We start from the raw sequence: 14,604 nt of genomic DNA on the forward strand, positions 1-14,604 counted from the left end.
CCTTAAAGGGTCGAATTTTTGGTCGCTGTGTCTAGCAATCACCCATGGTCGAACGGCAACCGTTGCGGACAGGAATTATCTGATGCACCCGAAATCTGGCATGATCTCGCTTGCCAGCGCCGATCGATCTATGACAGGTTTCGCTCGCCACAATTCAGGAGAATTCCTATGCTGTTCCGCCGCACCGTTCTCGCCGGGCTCTCCGCCCTTGCTCTGATGCCGCTGACTGCTGCCGCAGCCGACCTGCCCGATCTCGGAGGAAAGACGGTCGTTGTCGTCACCGAGAACGCCTATCCGCCGCTGCAGTTCGTTGACCCGAAGACTGGTGAGCAGATCGGCTGGGAATACGATGCGATGAACGAGATCGCCAAGCGCTTGAACTTCAAGGTCGAGTACCAGAACACCAGCTGGGACGCGATGATCCAGGCGGTTCATGACGGTCAGTACCAGATCGGCATGACGGGCATCACCATCAAGGACGATCGCAAGGAAAAGGTCGATTTCTCCGATCCCTATATGCGTTCACAGCAGTTCATGCTGGTGCGCGCCGACGAGAACCGCTTCACCGACGCCAAGACCTTCGGTGCCTTTGCTGACGGTCTGATCGCTGCGCAGCCCGGCACCTCGCCCTTCTACACGGCCGTCTACGAAATTCTTGATGGGAACGAGCAGAACCCGCGCATCAAGCTGTTCGAGACCTTCGGGGCAACGGTGCAGGCGCTCAAGGCTGGTGATGTCGATCTGGTTCTCACCGACAGCGTCGCAGCCAAGGGCTATGTCGATGCCTCCGAAGGCAAGCTGAAGGTCATCGGCGAGCCGCTCGGCACCGAGGATTTCGGCTTCATCTATCCGAAGGGCTCCGACCTTGTTGCACCGATCAACGCCGCGATCGCCGCGCTGAAGGCGGATGGTACGCTGGACGCGCTGAACAAGAAGTGGTTCCTCGACTACAAGATGGGGCAGTAAGCGCTACCGATGCCATCCGCATCTCCCCGTCCGGGAACAACGCAGGGCGACTATCCTTGGTGGTTGGTCGCCCTTGTCGCGATCGGCCTTGCCATCGCCGTCGTCATCGCGGCCAACGATATCTACGCCCAGGTCTTCGGCGTCATCCTGAAAGGCCTGTGGGTCACGATCTTTGTCACCATCGTCGGCTTTACGCTCGCCACGCTTTTGGGGCTCGGCGTGGCGTTGCTCGGCCTCTCCGATAGTAAATTGCTGCGCCAGATCGCCCGCTTCTACACCGAGGTGATCCGTGGTGTGCCGATCCTGGTGCTGCTCTTCTACATCGCCTTTGTCGGCGCGCCGGCCTTCGTCGCACTGGCGAATTTCATCATCGCGCCGCTCGTCGCTGCCGGTTACATGGAGCCGCTTCTCGTGCGCGACGTGTCGCTGATGTGGCGGGCGATCATCGCGCTGATGATCGGCTATTCCGCCTTCATTGGCGAGGTCTTTCGCGCTGGCATCCAGTCGGTGGACAAGGGACAGATCGAGGCGGCCAAGGCGCTGGGCCTGTCGCGCTATCAGCGCTTCCGTCTCGTGGTCTTTCCGCAGGCGATCCGGGTGATCCTGCCGCCGCTCGGCAACGATTTCGTCGCCATGGTCAAGGATTCCTCGCTCGTCTCCGTTCTCGGCGTCTCCGATATCACGCAGATGGCGAAGGTTTACGCTTCCGGTTCGTTCCGCTTCTTCGAGACCTATTCGATCGTCGCCTATGTCTATTTGATCCTGACGATCGGGCTCTCGCTGGCACTGCGCGGACTGGAGAGGCGGCTGCGCCGGGGCGTCGAGCGCTAACACCGGCGAATCTCACCGATTGCCGGGCGATCGAAAAATTGCTATGTGCGGCGCATGGAATCCAAGTTCGCATGCATTGGTGCGCATATCGTCGTACTGCAGGACCACAAGCGCCTGCCGGTACGTTTCTTCGCGCGTGTGTGCGGGGCGCTCACGAGCCGCCTAGCCTGATCCGTAACGGATCCTAGCGGCTCCTGCCGCAAATCGCTTTCCATTTCCATCGCATCAACCGGATGAAGAGCCATGAGCGCACCGCGTACCCTCTACGACAAGATCTGGGACGACCACGTCGTCAACACGCAGGAAGACGGCACCTGTCTTCTCTACATCGACCGTCACCTGGTTCATGAGGTGACGAGCCCGCAGGCCTTCGAAGGTCTGCGGATGGCCGGCCGCAAGGTCCGTCACCCCGAGAAGACGCTTGCCGTCGTCGACCACAACGTGCCGACCTCGCCGGATCGCAAGCACGGTATCAAGAACGAGGAAAGCCGCATCCAGGTCGAGGCGCTCGCCAAGAACGCGGCCGATTTCGGCGTCGAGTACTACTCCGAGAACGACATCCGCCAGGGTATCGTGCACATCGTCGGCCCCGAGCAGGGCTTTACGCTGCCGGGCATGACGATCGTCTGCGGCGACAGTCACACCTCGACGCACGGCGCTTTCGGCGCCTTGGCGCACGGCATCGGCACGTCAGAGGTCGAGCACGTGCTCGCCACCCAGACGCTGATCCAGAAGAAGGCGAAGAACATGCTGGTGCGCGTCGACGGCCAGCTGCCGCCGCATGTCACCTCCAAGGACATCATCCTTGCCATCATCGGTGAGATCGGCACGGCCGGTGGTACCGGCTACGTCATCGAGTTCGCCGGCGAAGCGATCCGCTCGCTGTCGATGGAAGGCCGCATGACGATCTGCAACATGACGATCGAAGGCGGCGCCCGCGCCGGCCTGATCGCGCCGGATGAGACAACCTTCGCCTATGTGAAGGACAAGCCGCGCGCGCCGAAGGGCAAGGCCTGGGACATGGCGCTCGACTACTGGAAGACGCTGCACACCGATGAAGGCGCGCACTATGACCGCGTCGTCGTGCTCGACGCCGCCAACCTGCCGCCGATCGTCTCCTGGGGCTCTTCGCCGGAAGACGTTGTCTCGGTGCAGGGCACCGTGCCGAACCCGGACGAGATTGCCGACGAGACGAAGCGGGCGTCGAAGTGGCGCGCGCTCGACTATATGGGCCTGAAGCCGGGCACCAAGATCACCGACATCGCGATCGACCGCGTCTTCATCGGCTCCTGCACCAACGGCCGAATCGAAGACCTGCGCGAAGTTGCCAAGGTGGTCGAGGGCAAAAAGGTGGCCTCCACCGTTTCCGCCATGATCGTCCCGGGCTCCGGCCTGGTGAAGGAGCAGGCGGAGGCCGAAGGCCTCGACAGGATCTTCAAGGCTGCCGGTTTCGACTGGCGCGAGCCGGGCTGTTCCATGTGCCTTGCCATGAACGACGACCGGCTGAAGCCAGGCGAGCGCTGCGCTTCGACCTCGAACCGCAACTTCGAGGGTCGCCAGGGCTTCAAGGGCCGCACGCACCTCGTTTCGCCGGCGATGGCGGCGGCTGCGGCCGTGTCGGGCCATTTTGTTGATATTCGCGAATTCAACTGAGTTGGCTGCGGCGAGACTTTAGGTCCGCCGACCATCGAAGACTGACTGAGGGCCGTCCGGCGAGGATGGCCCTCTTGCATTCCGGTCGGGTTGATTGTCGAATCCGAAAGGTTCGGAGAAGCGTAACATGACCAGCCGCCGCCTTATCCTGCTCCGTCATGCGAAATCCGCCTGGCCGGACGGCGTCGCCGATCAGAAACGGCCGCTGGCCCCGCGCGGGCAGAAGGCGGCGCCTGTCATGGGGGCTTACCTGGCAAGGGAGCGCCTCGTGCCCGACCTCGTTCTGGTCTCAACGGCCCGCCGCACGCAGGACACCTGGAACTTGATGGCGCCCGATCTACCAAAGGGAATTGAGCGACGTGATATCGCGGCAATCTACGAGGCACCCCCGAACCGGCTGCTGGACGTGGTTCGAGACACGGATGCGGACGTGCGTTGTCTCATGCTGGTCGGTCATAATCCCGGACTGCAGCAACTGGCACTCGCGCTCGTCGGTGCTGGCGAAGCGGATGCGATCCACCGGCTGGGCGAGAAATATCCGACGGCGGGGCTGGTCGTTTTCGATTTCTCGCTTGAACTGTGGTCCGATCTGCATGCCGGAACCGGCACGCTCGAGCGCTTTGTGACGCCGAAACGGCTCGTCTGAAGGTTCAGATGGCCGGAAGGGCATGCACTCCTTCCGGCCTTTCGATGTCGAGATCGAGCGATCAGAAGTCAGCCGTCATCGGGTCGGGACCGATCCGGTGGTCCTGACTGTCGAGGGTATCGATGGCGGCAAGATCCTCGGCGTCCAGCTTGAAATCGAACACCTTGAAGTTCTCCGCGATCCGCGACGGCGTCACCGATTTCGGGATCACCACCAGGCCATTGTCGATATGCCAGCGGATGATCGTCTGCGCCGGAGTACGGCCGTGCTTGCGGGCGATCCGGCCAATCACCGGATTGTCGAGCAGCATGCCTTGGCCGAGCGGGCTCCAGGATTCGGTGACGATGCGCTGCTTCTCCTGAAAGGCGCGTGCCGCCTTCTGCTGGAAATCGGGATGAAGCTCGATCTGATTGATCACGGGCGCCTCGCCGGTCTCGGCAACGATCATCTCGATATGCTCCGGATAGAAGTTGGAAACGCCGATCGAGCGCGCCCGGCCTTCCGTCTTCAGACGGACGAAGGCTTTCCAGGTGTCGACGTAGAGGTGGCGCTTGGGTGCCGGCCAATGGATCAGATAGAGATCGACATAGTCGGTGCCGAGCCGCTTCAGGCTCTCGTCAAAGGCCTTCAGGGTCGAATCGAAACCCTGATTGTCATTCCAGAGCTTGGTGGTCAGGTAGATGTCCTTGCGGTCGACGCCAGAGGTACGGATGCCCTCGCCAACGCCCTCCTCGTTCTCGTAGATCGCTGCGGTGTCGATATGTCGATAGCCGGCGGCTAGCGCGGTGCGCACCGTTGGTGCGGCGATGTTGTCGGGCGTGCGCCAGACGCCAAGGCCCACCTGGGGGATGCTGTTGCCGTCACTGAGTGTGATTGTCGGAGTGTTGCTCACGAAAGGTCTCCATGAAGGAATGCGTGATGAAAGGGTGGCTGCCAGGTTTGAAGGTCGCCACCTGGCGTGGCGCGACCCAGCAGATATAGGCCGTGAGTGCGTGGTTTCCACCTCGAGGGACGCCGCTTTGCAAGCGCCTTGTCGCCCGTCTCAAGCGACGCGCAGTCTGCTACCCCGCCGTAACAGCGGCAGAAGTCGCATCATGTCGCGTGCCTTTACCGCGACGCAGCCTGCCGTCGGTTCGTAGCCTGGCCTGATCAGGTGAAAGAAGATGGCCGATCCGCGGTTTCTGCGCCGGGAGGTGATGTTCCAATCGAGGACGAGGCAAACGTCGTAGAGGCCGTCGCTACGGCGCATCTCCTCGTGACTGGCCTTGAAAGGCGTGCGAACCAGCTGGTTATAGGACGGGCTTTCCGGCGCATCGCACCAGAGCATGCCAGAGCGGATCCGCTGCATCGGCAGGGCGGTTGTCAGTCCCAGCATTCGGTCGCCGCGCCAGAAGCCGTGCAACACCCGCATCGACGCAATCGGGGTGGCGCCGTCGCCTTCGCGCTTCAGGGCAGTGGTGCCGCTGCGGCCGATTGCAGCCGGAATGCGCAGCGTTCCGAATTGCAAGATGGCGCGGCTCTTTTTCGCAGGTGCACGCCGAACCACGATTGTGCCGTGTTTTTCTGATGCTGTCTTTGCTATCCGTCTCATAACGCGGCCCGTAGGTGCTCATGCTGTTTTGTCAGGTCCGCCAATTCCAGCATAAGCACAAGCTCGACCGCGGACCTCGGACTTACTTACAGTCGCGGCGGGGTTGTCAAAAGGACAATTTTGCTTAGGCTCAATTCGAATACCGGAAGGAAAGAAATGACATCGCGAACGATCCTCATTGTCGATGACGACAAAGACTTGCGCGAGACGCTGGTCGAGCAGCTTGCGCTCTATGAGGAGTTCACGATCCTTGAGGAGATCACAGCCGCAAAGGGTATCCAGGCCGCGCGCTCCGGTCAGGTCGATCTCCTGATCATGGATGTCGGCTTGCCCGATATGGATGGCCGTGAGGCCGTCAAGCTGCTGCGCAAGGGCGGCTTCAAGGCACCGATCATCATGCTGACGGGGCATGACACCGATTCCGATACCATTCTTGGACTCGAGGCGGGCGCGAACGACTATGTGACCAAGCCTTTCCGCTTCGCCGTTCTTCTCGCGCGCATTCGCGCGCAACTGCGCCAACATGAAAGCAGCGAGGACGCTACCTTCACGGTGGGGCCGTATACATTCAAGCCCGGCCAGAAGCTCCTGACGATGGACAACGGACAGAAGATCCGTCTGACCGAAAAGGAGGCAGCGATCATCCGCTATCTCTATCGGGCTGACCAGAAGGTGGTGACGCGCGATGTCTTGCTGGAAGAGGTGTGGGGTTACAACTCCGGTGTGACGACCCATACGCTCGAAACCCATGTCTATCGGCTGCGCCAGAAGATCGAACGCGATCCGTCCAATGCCGAGATCCTGGTGACCGAAAACGGCGGCTACAAGATCGTTCCCTGATCCTTCCGCGCACCGCTGGACGGGGGAGGGGGTTGTCGGCTATTGGACTGGTCAATAGTTCGATGCAGGCTTTGCGTCTCGTGGAGCCTCGACAGCATGCCGGAGGCCCCGTTTGGCTCTCAGTGACGATATCAGGCTTTTCGCGCAGGTTCCGCTGTTTGCCGGTCTTTCGGAAGACAAGCTGCGGCTGATGGCGTTTGGCGCCGAGCGCAGGCGCATCGTCGAGGGGCAGACGCTGTTTCGCGAAGGGACATCCGCCGATTGCGGCTTCGTGGTCGCTTCGGGCACCTTCCGTCTGTTTTCCACGGCCCGCGATGGTTCGGTGCAGGAAGAGGGGACCGCCGGCCGCGGATCGCTTCTGTCGGAACTCGCGATGATCTCCGTCGTCGAGCGGAAGTTCACCGCAACGGCGACGGAAGACAGCGAGGTCATTCGCATCAACCGTCCGCTGTTTCGGCGGATGCTGGAGGAATATCCCGACGTGGCGATGCTGGTGCAGGAACGGATCCGCGCCAATCTCGAAGCGATGATCAGAGGTGCGAAGGGCATGGCCGGCCGCTTCGCCTGAATCCCTCTCGCCTAGAGATCGAACGTCGCGATGACCGGCACATGGTCGGAGGGGCGTTCCCACCCGCGCGCTTCGCGCAATACCGCAATTTCGGATAAGTGTGAATCCAGATCGGCCGATGACCAGATATGATCGAGGCGCCGGCCGCGGTCTGCCGCATTCCAATCCTGGGCACGATAGCTCCACCAGGTGTAGAGCTTCTGGTCAGCAGGGATCTTGCGGCGCATGAGGTCGACCCAGGCCCCGTTCGTCATCACTTCCGTGAGGCCTTCGACCTCGACCGGCGTGTGGCTGACGATCTTCAGCAGTTGCTTGTGCGACCAGACGTCGTGCTCCAGCGGAGCGATGTTGAGGTCGCCGACCAGGATGGAGGAAATGCCGGCTTCCGCTTCCGCGTGCAGCAGCTTCATTTCCTCGATGAAATCGAGCTTGTGGCCGAACTTCGGGTTGATGGTGCGATCCGGTTCGTCGCCGCCCGCCGGCACATAAAAATTGTGCAGGCGGATCGATTTTTCGCCATGCCGGAAGACGACCGATACATGCCGGGCATCGCCGACGCCGCAATAGTCGCGCCGCTCGACGAGTTCGGTCAGGGGAAGCCGGGAGATCGTCGCGACCCCGTGGTAGCCTTTCTGGCCGTGCATGACGATGTGCTCGTAGCCCAGCGCCTTCAGCGGCTTTGACGGAAACTGGTCGTTCGGGCACTTGGTTTCCTGGAGGCACAGGATATCCGGCGCATGGGTCTTGAGGAAATGCTCGACGAGGCCGATCCGCAGCCGAACGGAGTTGATATTCCAGGTTGCGATCGAAAGGGGCATGCGCGTGTCCTCGTATTCCCGGCTTAAGGTTTGCCAGGTACTTAGACGGGTCTTGCGCAGAAGAAAACAGCCGCAGCGGCGAAACCTCTGCGGCTTTTCATACCTTGGTGGATGGAGGCGTTACCGCCCGTGGATCTCGTCAAAGGGGATCTTGAAGATCTTCGCATCGAGCTGCACACCTGTCTTGACGTTGAAGATCATGACGGAGGTGTCCTTGCCCTGCGCATCCCGGATCGTCCACTGGCGCAGGTCGTAGGTCTTTGGGTCGAACATCATGGTGATGGTGGAAGTGCCAAACATGTTCCGGTCGCCGAGCACGATCGTGGTGAGGTCGGATTCCTCCCTCACGCCGCGCACCATCCGTGCCGACAGATCGATCCTGTTGCCCAGCAGCAGCTTCAGCGGTGTCTTGGAGAGCGGGTAGACGTCCCAGGTCTTGAGCTTACGGTTCCCGATCACCACCGTGCGGCCATCGGAAATGACGCGCATCGGCGAAGGATCCTCGTAGTTGAAGCGGATCTTGCCCGGGCGGCTGATATAGAACTTGCCGCCGGTCTGCTCGCCGCGGGGGCCGAACTGCACGAACTCGCCCATCATCGTCTTCACAGAGGAGAAATGATCGGCGATGCGTTGAGCCGTACCGGAAGCCTGGGCAGCAGCCGGGCTCGGCGCCAGGACAGACGGGCCGGTGGCGAGCAACAGCGCCGTCAGACCGACGAAGCCGCGTCGTGTGATGTCGGTGCCAGCCGAGGCTTTGTGGTCGTTGCTCATCGTGATCTCCTTCATGTCGCTCTCATGTACGCCAAGTACGGCGCCATCAAGGCGCGATCGCTGGCGCCGGTTCGCGTTCAGGGCGAGAAAGCGCGCTTGCGCTACCGGCTCGTGATTTCGTCTTCCATCGGAACCAGGATCTCGCGCTTGCCCGCGTGGTTTGCCGGTCCGATGAGGCCCTCCTGCTCCATCCGCTCGATGAGCGAGGCCGCACGATTATAGCCGATACCGAGCCTGCGTTGGATATAGGATGTCGAGGCCTTGCCATCACGCAAGACCACGGCCACGGCCTGGTCGTAGGGATCGTCCGAATCTTCCAGGTTGGACGTACCGGCCGGGCCGCCGCCTTCCATGTCCTCGTCGTCGTCCTCGGTGATGGCGTCGAGATACTGCGGTGCGCCCTGCGTCTTCAGATGCGCGACGACGGCCTCGACCTCGTTGTCGGAGACGAAGGGGCCATGGACGCGCTGGATGCGGCCGCCGCCGGCCATGTAGAGCATGTCGCCCATACCGAGCAGCTGCTCGGCGCCCTGTTCGCCGAGGATCGTGCGGCTGTCGATCTTGGAGGTGACCTGGAAGGAGATACGGGTCGGGAAGTTGGCCTTGATCGTGCCGGTGATCACGTCGACTGAAGGGCGCTGGGTGGCCATGATGACGTGGATGCCGGCGGCGCGGGCCATCTGCGCCAGACGCTGCACGGCGCCTTCGATGTCCTTGCCAGCGACCATCATCAGGTCGGCCATTTCGTCGATGATGACGACGATGTAGGGCATCGGCTGCAGGTCGAATTCTTCCGTTTCGTACATCGCCTCGCCGGTCTGGCGGTCGAAGCCGGTCTGGACGGTGCGGGTGATCGCCTCGCCCTTGGCAAGCGCCTGCTCGACGCGGCTGTTGAAGCCGTCGATGTTGCGCACGCCGATCTTCGACATCTTCTTGTAGCGCTCCTCCATCTCGCGGACGGTCCACTTCAGCGCCACGACCGCCTTCTTCGGATCGGTGACGACTGGGGAGAGCAGGTGCGGAATGCCGTCGTAGACGGAGAGTTCCAGCATCTTTGGATCGATCATGATCAGGCGACACTGTTCCGGCTTCAGGCGATACAGAATCGACAGGATCATCGTGTTGATCGCCACCGACTTGCCCGAGCCGGTCGTGCCGGCGACGAGCAGGTGGGGCATCTTGGCGATGTCGGAGATAACAGGTTCACCGCCGATGGTCTTGCCGAGCGCCATGGCGAGCTTGGCCTTGCTGGTCTCGAAGTCGCGGCTTGCCAAGAGTTCACGCAGGTACACCGTCTCACGGCTCTGGTTCGGCAGCTCGATGCCGATCGCGTTGCGGCCGGGCACCACGGCGACGCGGGCGGCAATCGCACTCATCGAGCGGGCGATGTCGTCGGCAAGGCCAATGACGCGCGACGATTTGATGCCGGGCGCGGGTTCCAGTTCGTAGAGGGTAACAACCGGGCCGGGGCGCACATGGATGATCTCGCCCTTGACGCCGAAGTCTTCAAGCACGCCCTCAAGCATACGGGCGTTCTGCTCCAGTACATCGGCCGAGAGCGAGGCGTCACGGGCAACGTTCCTCGGTTCGGCAAGCAGGTGCAGCGACGGAAGCTGGAAGCCGCCGGGGCCAGCGAACGAAGATTGCGCCTCCCGCTCGACCCGCTGGCCGGCTTTGGGCTTCGGTGCGGCGGCGGCAATACGCGAACGCAGGCCGGCAGGTGCGGCCGGTGCCGCGCGCGGCGCCCAGTCGTCGTCATCCGGCAGGATGCCGGCGGGGCGGGGGAGGTCGTCGCCGTCGTCGTCCAGCATTCCCTCGTCATCGAAGTCCGAGATCGGCGGCGGTGAAACGGCACGTCGGGCGCTCCCTTCCAAGGGCGGCTCGACCCGGTCTGACAGGCGTGGCGCGACCTTGGCGCGCGAGGGCTCGTTGAGGGTGCCGAACTCATCGTCGTTGAAGTCGTAAGGCTGTTCGACAGCGCGGGAGTGGGTCTTGCTGCGGCCGGGCAAGCCGAACAGTCGGCGTGCGCGGGCCTGGCTGGTGTACCAGGCATGGGTCAGCGCGCCGGCCACGACCATCAGCGGCCCTTCTGCCTCATCCTCTTCCTCGGCATCGCTGACCGTTCGGGTCCGCTCCACCGGTGCCGGTGCGGGAACCTCGTCCTCGTCCAAGGGGTCGTTGCCAATGAGTCCGGCGCTGAAGATGAGCAGCCAGCTAGCGGGAATCGCCAGAAAAGCGCCCAAAACGCTCGCCAGGGTGCCTGTCGGATAGGCGCCGGTGAACAGCGCCGGAAAACGTAGGATCATGTCGCCGAAAACGCCGCCCAGACCGTTTGGCAGCGGCCAGGTGATCGGTGCCGGAATGCAGCTGAGGGCCGCAGAGGCGAGGACGGCGCCCAGGAACCACGAACCGAACCGTTTCACGATGCGCGAGAGCCGCCTGTTCTTGATGAGGGCCAAGGCCCAGGCGACGACGGGAAGCAGGGCAACGACGCTGGCGAGCCCGAAGAACTGCATGAAGATATCGGCGAATGCCGCGCCGCCATAGCCGAGCGCGTTCGTCGGTTCGCCGCCGGAAGCGTAGGAGAAGCTCGGATCGGAGACGTTCCAGGTGGAGAGTGCCGCGATGGCGAGCGCGAGTGCCATGAACAGGCCGAAACCCAGCAAGGCCCGTACCTGCCGCCAGAGAAAGGCGGATAGGACGAACCGCTCAGGTCGGTTGTCCAGCATTGCCGATGTGCTTCTCGCCATGTGTTTCAGCCTGTCGCGCGATCATTCCGGATGTGGTCTTCCCGCCGTGCTCGGGAGTGTGGACGATGTGCGACCCTAATGGGTCAAGCGTTAATGGCATGTTAACCATGGCTCGAAGTGCAGTTTTTTCGCGGGTAATTTGCGGCATGGTTACGCAAAAAAGCCCGGACCAGAGGCCCGGGCGAGGCGCGGCATATTCATATATGGCCGCGACGGGAAGTTCGGCGACGGAACCTCGTGCCGTCGCATGTTCTGTCTTAGGCGTGGTAGGCGGCTTCCCCATGAGAGGACAGGTCGAGACCTTCGCGCTCGGCTTCGACCGACACGCGCAGGCCGACGATCACATCCACCACCTTGTAGAGGATCGCCGATACGACACCACACCAGACGATGGTGATCACGACGGCCGTCAGCTGGGTCATGAACTGCGAGGCGATCGAGAAATCCTCCCCGCCGGTACCGCCGAGCCACGGTGCTGTGAAGATGCCGGTTCCGAGCGCGCCGATGAAGCCACCGACGCCGTGGATGCCGAAGACATCTGCGGTATCGTCATAGCCGAACTTGTTCTTCACCACGGCGACGAAGAAATAGCAGATCGGCGAGACGAGAAGACCGAGCACGATCGCGCCCATCGGGCCGACCGAGCCTGCGGCTGGGGTGATGACCACGAGGCCGGCGATCATGCCGGAAGCACTGCCGAGCAGCGATGCCTTGCCGCGGGTGAAGCTTTCCACCAGCGACCAGGCGAGGATCGCGGCTGCCGTTGCGACGAAGGTGTTGACGGTTGCGAGCACTGCGCCGCCCGAGGCCTCAAGGTTGGAGCCGGCGTTGAAGCCGAACCAGCCGAACCACAGCATCGCAGCGCCGACAAGCGTCAGCGTCATGGAGTGCGGCGCCATCATGTCCTTGCCGAAGCCCGTGCGCTTGCCGACCATGATCGCGCCGATGAGGCCTGCCACGCCAGCGTTGATGTGAACGACGGTGCCGCCGGCAAAGTCAAGCGCGCCCATGTTGAAGATCAGGCCGTTGCCGTCCCAGACCATGTGGGCGATCGGGAAGTAGACGAAGGTGGCCCAGAGCAGGGTGAAAAGGAGGACGGCCGAGAACTTGATGCGCTCGGCAAAGGCGCCGATGATCAGGGCCGGGGTCAGCGCCGCAAACGTCATCTGGAACAGCATGAAGATGTATTCCGGAATGACGACGCCCTCGGAGAAGGTTGCAGCCGTGCTGTCGACCGAAACGCCCGACAGGAAGATCTTGGCGAAACCGCCGAAATAGGGGCTGGTCGAGCCGCCGAAGGCGAACGAGTAGCCGTAAGTGACCCAGACGATCATCATCATGGCGCCGATGACCGTGCACTGCATCAGGACCGACAGCATGTTCTTGGCACGCACCAGGCCACCGTAAAACAGGGCCAGGCCCGGGATCAGCATGAAGAAGACGAGCAGGGTGGACAGGAACATGAACGCGGTATCGGCCTTGTCCGGAACCGGTGCGGCCGCGGCAGCTTCGGTGGCTGCGGGTGCCGCTTCCTGCGCAAGGGCCACGACAGGGGCGAAAAGTGCCGCAGATGCAATGCCCAGGCGGGCAGCGATGCTGGAAAAAGTATGCGATGACATAAGGGAGCTCCCTGATCTGCGGTTCTTACAGCGCTTCGGAATCGGTTTCGCCCGTGCGGATGCGCACGGCATGGTCGATCGAGTAGACGAAGATCTTTCCGTCGCCGATCTGGCCGGTCTTTGCGGCTGATGCGATTGCTTCGACGGCCTTGTCGACCGTTTCGGTCGAAACGGCGATCTCGATCTTCAGCTTGGGGAGAAAGCTCACGGCATATTCGGTGCCGCGATAGATTTCCGTGTGTCCCTTCTGGCGGCCGTAACCCTTCACTTCGGTCACGGTCAGGCCCTGGATGCCGACGGCGGTGAGGGCTTCGCGCACCTCATCGAGCTTGAACGGCTTGATAATGGCCATCACAATTTTCATCTGGTTCCCATTCTTCGTGTTCGCCCACGGCCGAGGCCGTTCAAAGCTGCCGCAAGCGTGTTGCTTCGGCCGCTGGGCGATACACATTCAAGGAGCGTGCCAGATTCGAGTGGCTATGCTAACCTATTGTGAAGTAATTATTTTTCGCACAGGAAACAGGGGCTGTCGGCGAAGCGTCACCGATTCAGCCTAAAAATTAGGCGGTGCAAATATATTGCACCTGAATTAATCAGCCGCCTTTTTCCGGATCAGTCCCTCCTGCGCCACCGAGGCGATGAGTTCACCGGATCGGTTGAAAAGGCTACCACGGGTGAGGCCGCGCGCCCCGGACGCCGAAGGGCTGTCCTGGGCATAGAGCAGCCAGTCGTCAAGCGTGCAGGGGCGATGGAACCACATGGCATGATCGAGGCTCGCAACCTGCAGCGTTCGGTCGAACACGGAGGTCCCATGCGCAAAAAGTGCGGTGTCGAGCAGCGTCATGTCGGAGAGGTAGCCGAGGACGGCCGCCTGAAGGTCGCGGGCATCCGGAACTGGTCCGGTGGCGCGCACCCAGACGTTTTGGGTCGGGAGCAGCTTCTCGGGAGAGAGGTAGTGCGTCAGCTCGACCGGCCTCAGCTCGATCGGTCGTGGCCGTTCCCAATATTCGCGGATGTTCTTCGGCGCCTGGGCGAGGAAGCGTTCGCGGATCTGCTCCTCGACAAGCAGTTCCTCCGGCGGGGGCACGTCCGGCATCGGGCACTGGTGGTCGAAGCCGGCCTCATCGATGTGGAAGGAGGCGGTCATGAAGAAGATCGGCTTGCCGTGCTGGATGGCGATGACCCGGCGCGTCGTGAACGTCGCGCCGTCGCGAACGCGGTCGACGTCGTAGAGGATCGGTATCGCCGGATCGCCGGGACGGACGAAGTAAGCGTGAAGCGAATGGATGAACCGGTCGTTGTCGACGGTGCGGCAAGCCGCCACCAGCGCCTGCGCGATAACCTGTCCGCCAAATACACGCTGCCAGCCCACCTGCGGGCTTCGCCCCCTGAAGAGGTTCACCTCGAGCGGTTCGAGGTCCAGGGTCGAAAGCAACTCCTCCATCGGCGAACGGGTTTCGACCAGACGCGACATTTGGGCATTCTCCCACGGTAGGAAACGATGGCTTCGTCCTCTATATAGACTGCTCGGGTTGCTCAAGGGGGCAGGGA

14 protein-coding genes are annotated in these 14,604 nt (G+C 62.2%); 6 read left to right on the plus strand and 8 right to left on the minus strand.

Annotated features, from left to right (window positions below; genetic code table 11):
• Window positions 1-168 precede the first annotated feature (168 nt).
• From IB238_RS18885 to IB238_RS18900, 4 genes are all read left to right on the plus strand, one after another.
• Window positions 169-966 carry a transporter substrate-binding domain-containing protein gene (locus IB238_RS18885; RefSeq protein WP_192250494.1) on the plus strand — a complete coding sequence of 266 codons (798 nt, stop codon included), beginning with the start codon at window positions 169-171 and terminating at the stop codon, window positions 964-966.
• Window positions 967-975: 9 nt separating this feature from the next.
• The gene (locus IB238_RS18890; protein WP_192250497.1) at window positions 976-1,797 is read left to right on the plus strand and encodes an amino acid ABC transporter permease; all 822 of its coding nucleotides are present in this window, start codon (window positions 976-978) and stop codon (window positions 1,795-1,797) included.
• A gap of 243 nt (window positions 1,798-2,040) precedes the next feature.
• Entirely contained in the window at window positions 2,041-3,450 is a 1,410-nt protein-coding gene (leuC, locus tag IB238_RS18895) for a 3-isopropylmalate dehydratase large subunit (protein ID WP_192250499.1), read from the plus strand.
• A 127-nt stretch (window positions 3,451-3,577) separates the two neighbouring features.
• Window positions 3,578-4,096, plus strand: a complete 519-nt coding sequence (locus IB238_RS18900; RefSeq protein ID WP_192250503.1) for a histidine phosphatase family protein — start codon at window positions 3,578-3,580, stop codon at window positions 4,094-4,096.
• A gap of 61 nt (window positions 4,097-4,157) precedes the next feature.
• Here the strand turns inward: IB238_RS18900 and IB238_RS18905 are convergent, their stop codons facing one another.
• On the minus strand, window positions 4,158-4,988 hold the full coding sequence (locus IB238_RS18905) for an aldo/keto reductase (RefSeq protein WP_192250506.1): 831 nt from the start codon (window positions 4,986-4,988) through the stop codon (window positions 4,158-4,160).
• A 150-nt stretch (window positions 4,989-5,138) separates the two neighbouring features.
• Entirely contained in the window at window positions 5,139-5,687 is a 549-nt protein-coding gene (locus IB238_RS18910) for a L,D-transpeptidase family protein (RefSeq protein WP_192250509.1), read from the minus strand.
• A gap of 156 nt (window positions 5,688-5,843) precedes the next feature.
• On the opposite strand from IB238_RS18910, the gene IB238_RS18915 reads away from it, so the two are divergent.
• Both IB238_RS18915 and IB238_RS18920 read left to right on the plus strand, forming a co-directional pair.
• Window positions 5,844-6,527, plus strand: coding sequence for a response regulator transcription factor (locus tag IB238_RS18915; RefSeq protein WP_192250512.1), 684 nt, complete (start codon window positions 5,844-5,846; stop codon window positions 6,525-6,527).
• 112 nt (window positions 6,528-6,639) lie between these two features.
• Window positions 6,640-7,095, plus strand: a complete 456-nt coding sequence (locus IB238_RS18920; RefSeq protein WP_192250515.1) for a cyclic nucleotide-binding domain-containing protein — start codon at window positions 6,640-6,642, stop codon at window positions 7,093-7,095.
• Window positions 7,096-7,106: 11 nt separating this feature from the next.
• Here the strand turns inward: IB238_RS18920 and IB238_RS18925 are convergent, their stop codons facing one another.
• From IB238_RS18925 to tesB, 6 genes are all read right to left on the minus strand, one after another.
• The gene (locus tag IB238_RS18925; protein WP_192250518.1) at window positions 7,107-7,913 is read right to left on the minus strand and encodes an exodeoxyribonuclease III; all 807 of its coding nucleotides are present in this window, start codon (window positions 7,911-7,913) and stop codon (window positions 7,107-7,109) included.
• A gap of 120 nt (window positions 7,914-8,033) precedes the next feature.
• Window positions 8,034-8,684: an outer membrane lipoprotein carrier protein LolA gene (locus IB238_RS18930; RefSeq protein WP_192250521.1), complete on the minus strand. Its 651-nt coding sequence runs from the start codon at window positions 8,682-8,684 to the stop codon at window positions 8,034-8,036.
• 101 nt (window positions 8,685-8,785) lie between these two features.
• Window positions 8,786-11,434, minus strand: a complete 2,649-nt coding sequence (locus IB238_RS18935; RefSeq protein ID WP_192250524.1) for a DNA translocase FtsK — start codon at window positions 11,432-11,434, stop codon at window positions 8,786-8,788.
• Window positions 11,435-11,691: 257 nt separating this feature from the next.
• The gene (locus IB238_RS18940; protein ID WP_192250527.1) at window positions 11,692-13,053 is read right to left on the minus strand and encodes an ammonium transporter; all 1,362 of its coding nucleotides are present in this window, start codon (window positions 13,051-13,053) and stop codon (window positions 11,692-11,694) included.
• A gap of 25 nt (window positions 13,054-13,078) precedes the next feature.
• A complete protein-coding gene (locus IB238_RS18945; protein ID WP_192250530.1) occupies window positions 13,079-13,417 on the minus strand; it encodes a P-II family nitrogen regulator in 339 nt (112 codons plus the stop codon).
• Window positions 13,418-13,642: 225 nt separating this feature from the next.
• A complete protein-coding gene (gene tesB, locus IB238_RS18950; protein WP_192250533.1) occupies window positions 13,643-14,527 on the minus strand; it encodes an acyl-CoA thioesterase II in 885 nt (294 codons plus the stop codon).
• Window positions 14,528-14,604: the final 77 nt, after the last annotated feature.

It is taken from the genome of Rhizobium sp. ARZ01 (genome assembly GCF_014851675.1).
Classification (GTDB): Bacteria; Pseudomonadota; Alphaproteobacteria; order Rhizobiales; family Rhizobiaceae; genus Mycoplana.

What these genes read in the sequence shown, in the direction of transcription:
- IB238_RS18885 (WP_192250494.1), top strand. Translation starts at nt 169, where the DNA reads ATGCTGTTCCGCCGCACCGTTCTCGCCGGGCTCTCCGCCCTTGCTCTG.
- IB238_RS18890 (WP_192250497.1), top strand. Translation starts at nt 976, where the DNA reads ATGCCATCCGCATCTCCCCGTCCGGGAACAACGCAGGGCGACTATCCT.
- leuC (WP_192250499.1), top strand. Translation starts at nt 2,041, where the DNA reads ATGAGCGCACCGCGTACCCTCTACGACAAGATCTGGGACGACCACGTC.
- IB238_RS18900 (WP_192250503.1), top strand. Translation starts at nt 3,578, where the DNA reads ATGACCAGCCGCCGCCTTATCCTGCTCCGTCATGCGAAATCCGCCTGG.
- IB238_RS18910 (WP_192250509.1), bottom strand. Translation starts at nt 5,687, where the DNA reads ATGAGACGGATAGCAAAGACAGCATCAGAAAAACACGGCACAATCGTG.
- IB238_RS18915 (WP_192250512.1), top strand. Translation starts at nt 5,844, where the DNA reads ATGACATCGCGAACGATCCTCATTGTCGATGACGACAAAGACTTGCGC.
- IB238_RS18925 (WP_192250518.1), bottom strand. Translation starts at nt 7,913, where the DNA reads ATGCCCCTTTCGATCGCAACCTGGAATATCAACTCCGTTCGGCTGCGG.
- IB238_RS18930 (WP_192250521.1), bottom strand. Translation starts at nt 8,684, where the DNA reads ATGAGCAACGACCACAAAGCCTCGGCTGGCACCGACATCACACGACGC.
- IB238_RS18935 (WP_192250524.1), bottom strand. Translation starts at nt 11,434, where the DNA reads ATGGCGAGAAGCACATCGGCAATGCTGGACAACCGACCTGAGCGGTTC.
- IB238_RS18940 (WP_192250527.1), bottom strand. Translation starts at nt 13,053, where the DNA reads ATGTCATCGCATACTTTTTCCAGCATCGCTGCCCGCCTGGGCATTGCA.
- IB238_RS18945 (WP_192250530.1), bottom strand. Translation starts at nt 13,417, where the DNA reads ATGAAAATTGTGATGGCCATTATCAAGCCGTTCAAGCTCGATGAGGTG.
- tesB (WP_192250533.1), bottom strand. Translation starts at nt 14,527, where the DNA reads ATGTCGCGTCTGGTCGAAACCCGTTCGCCGATGGAGGAGTTGCTTTCG.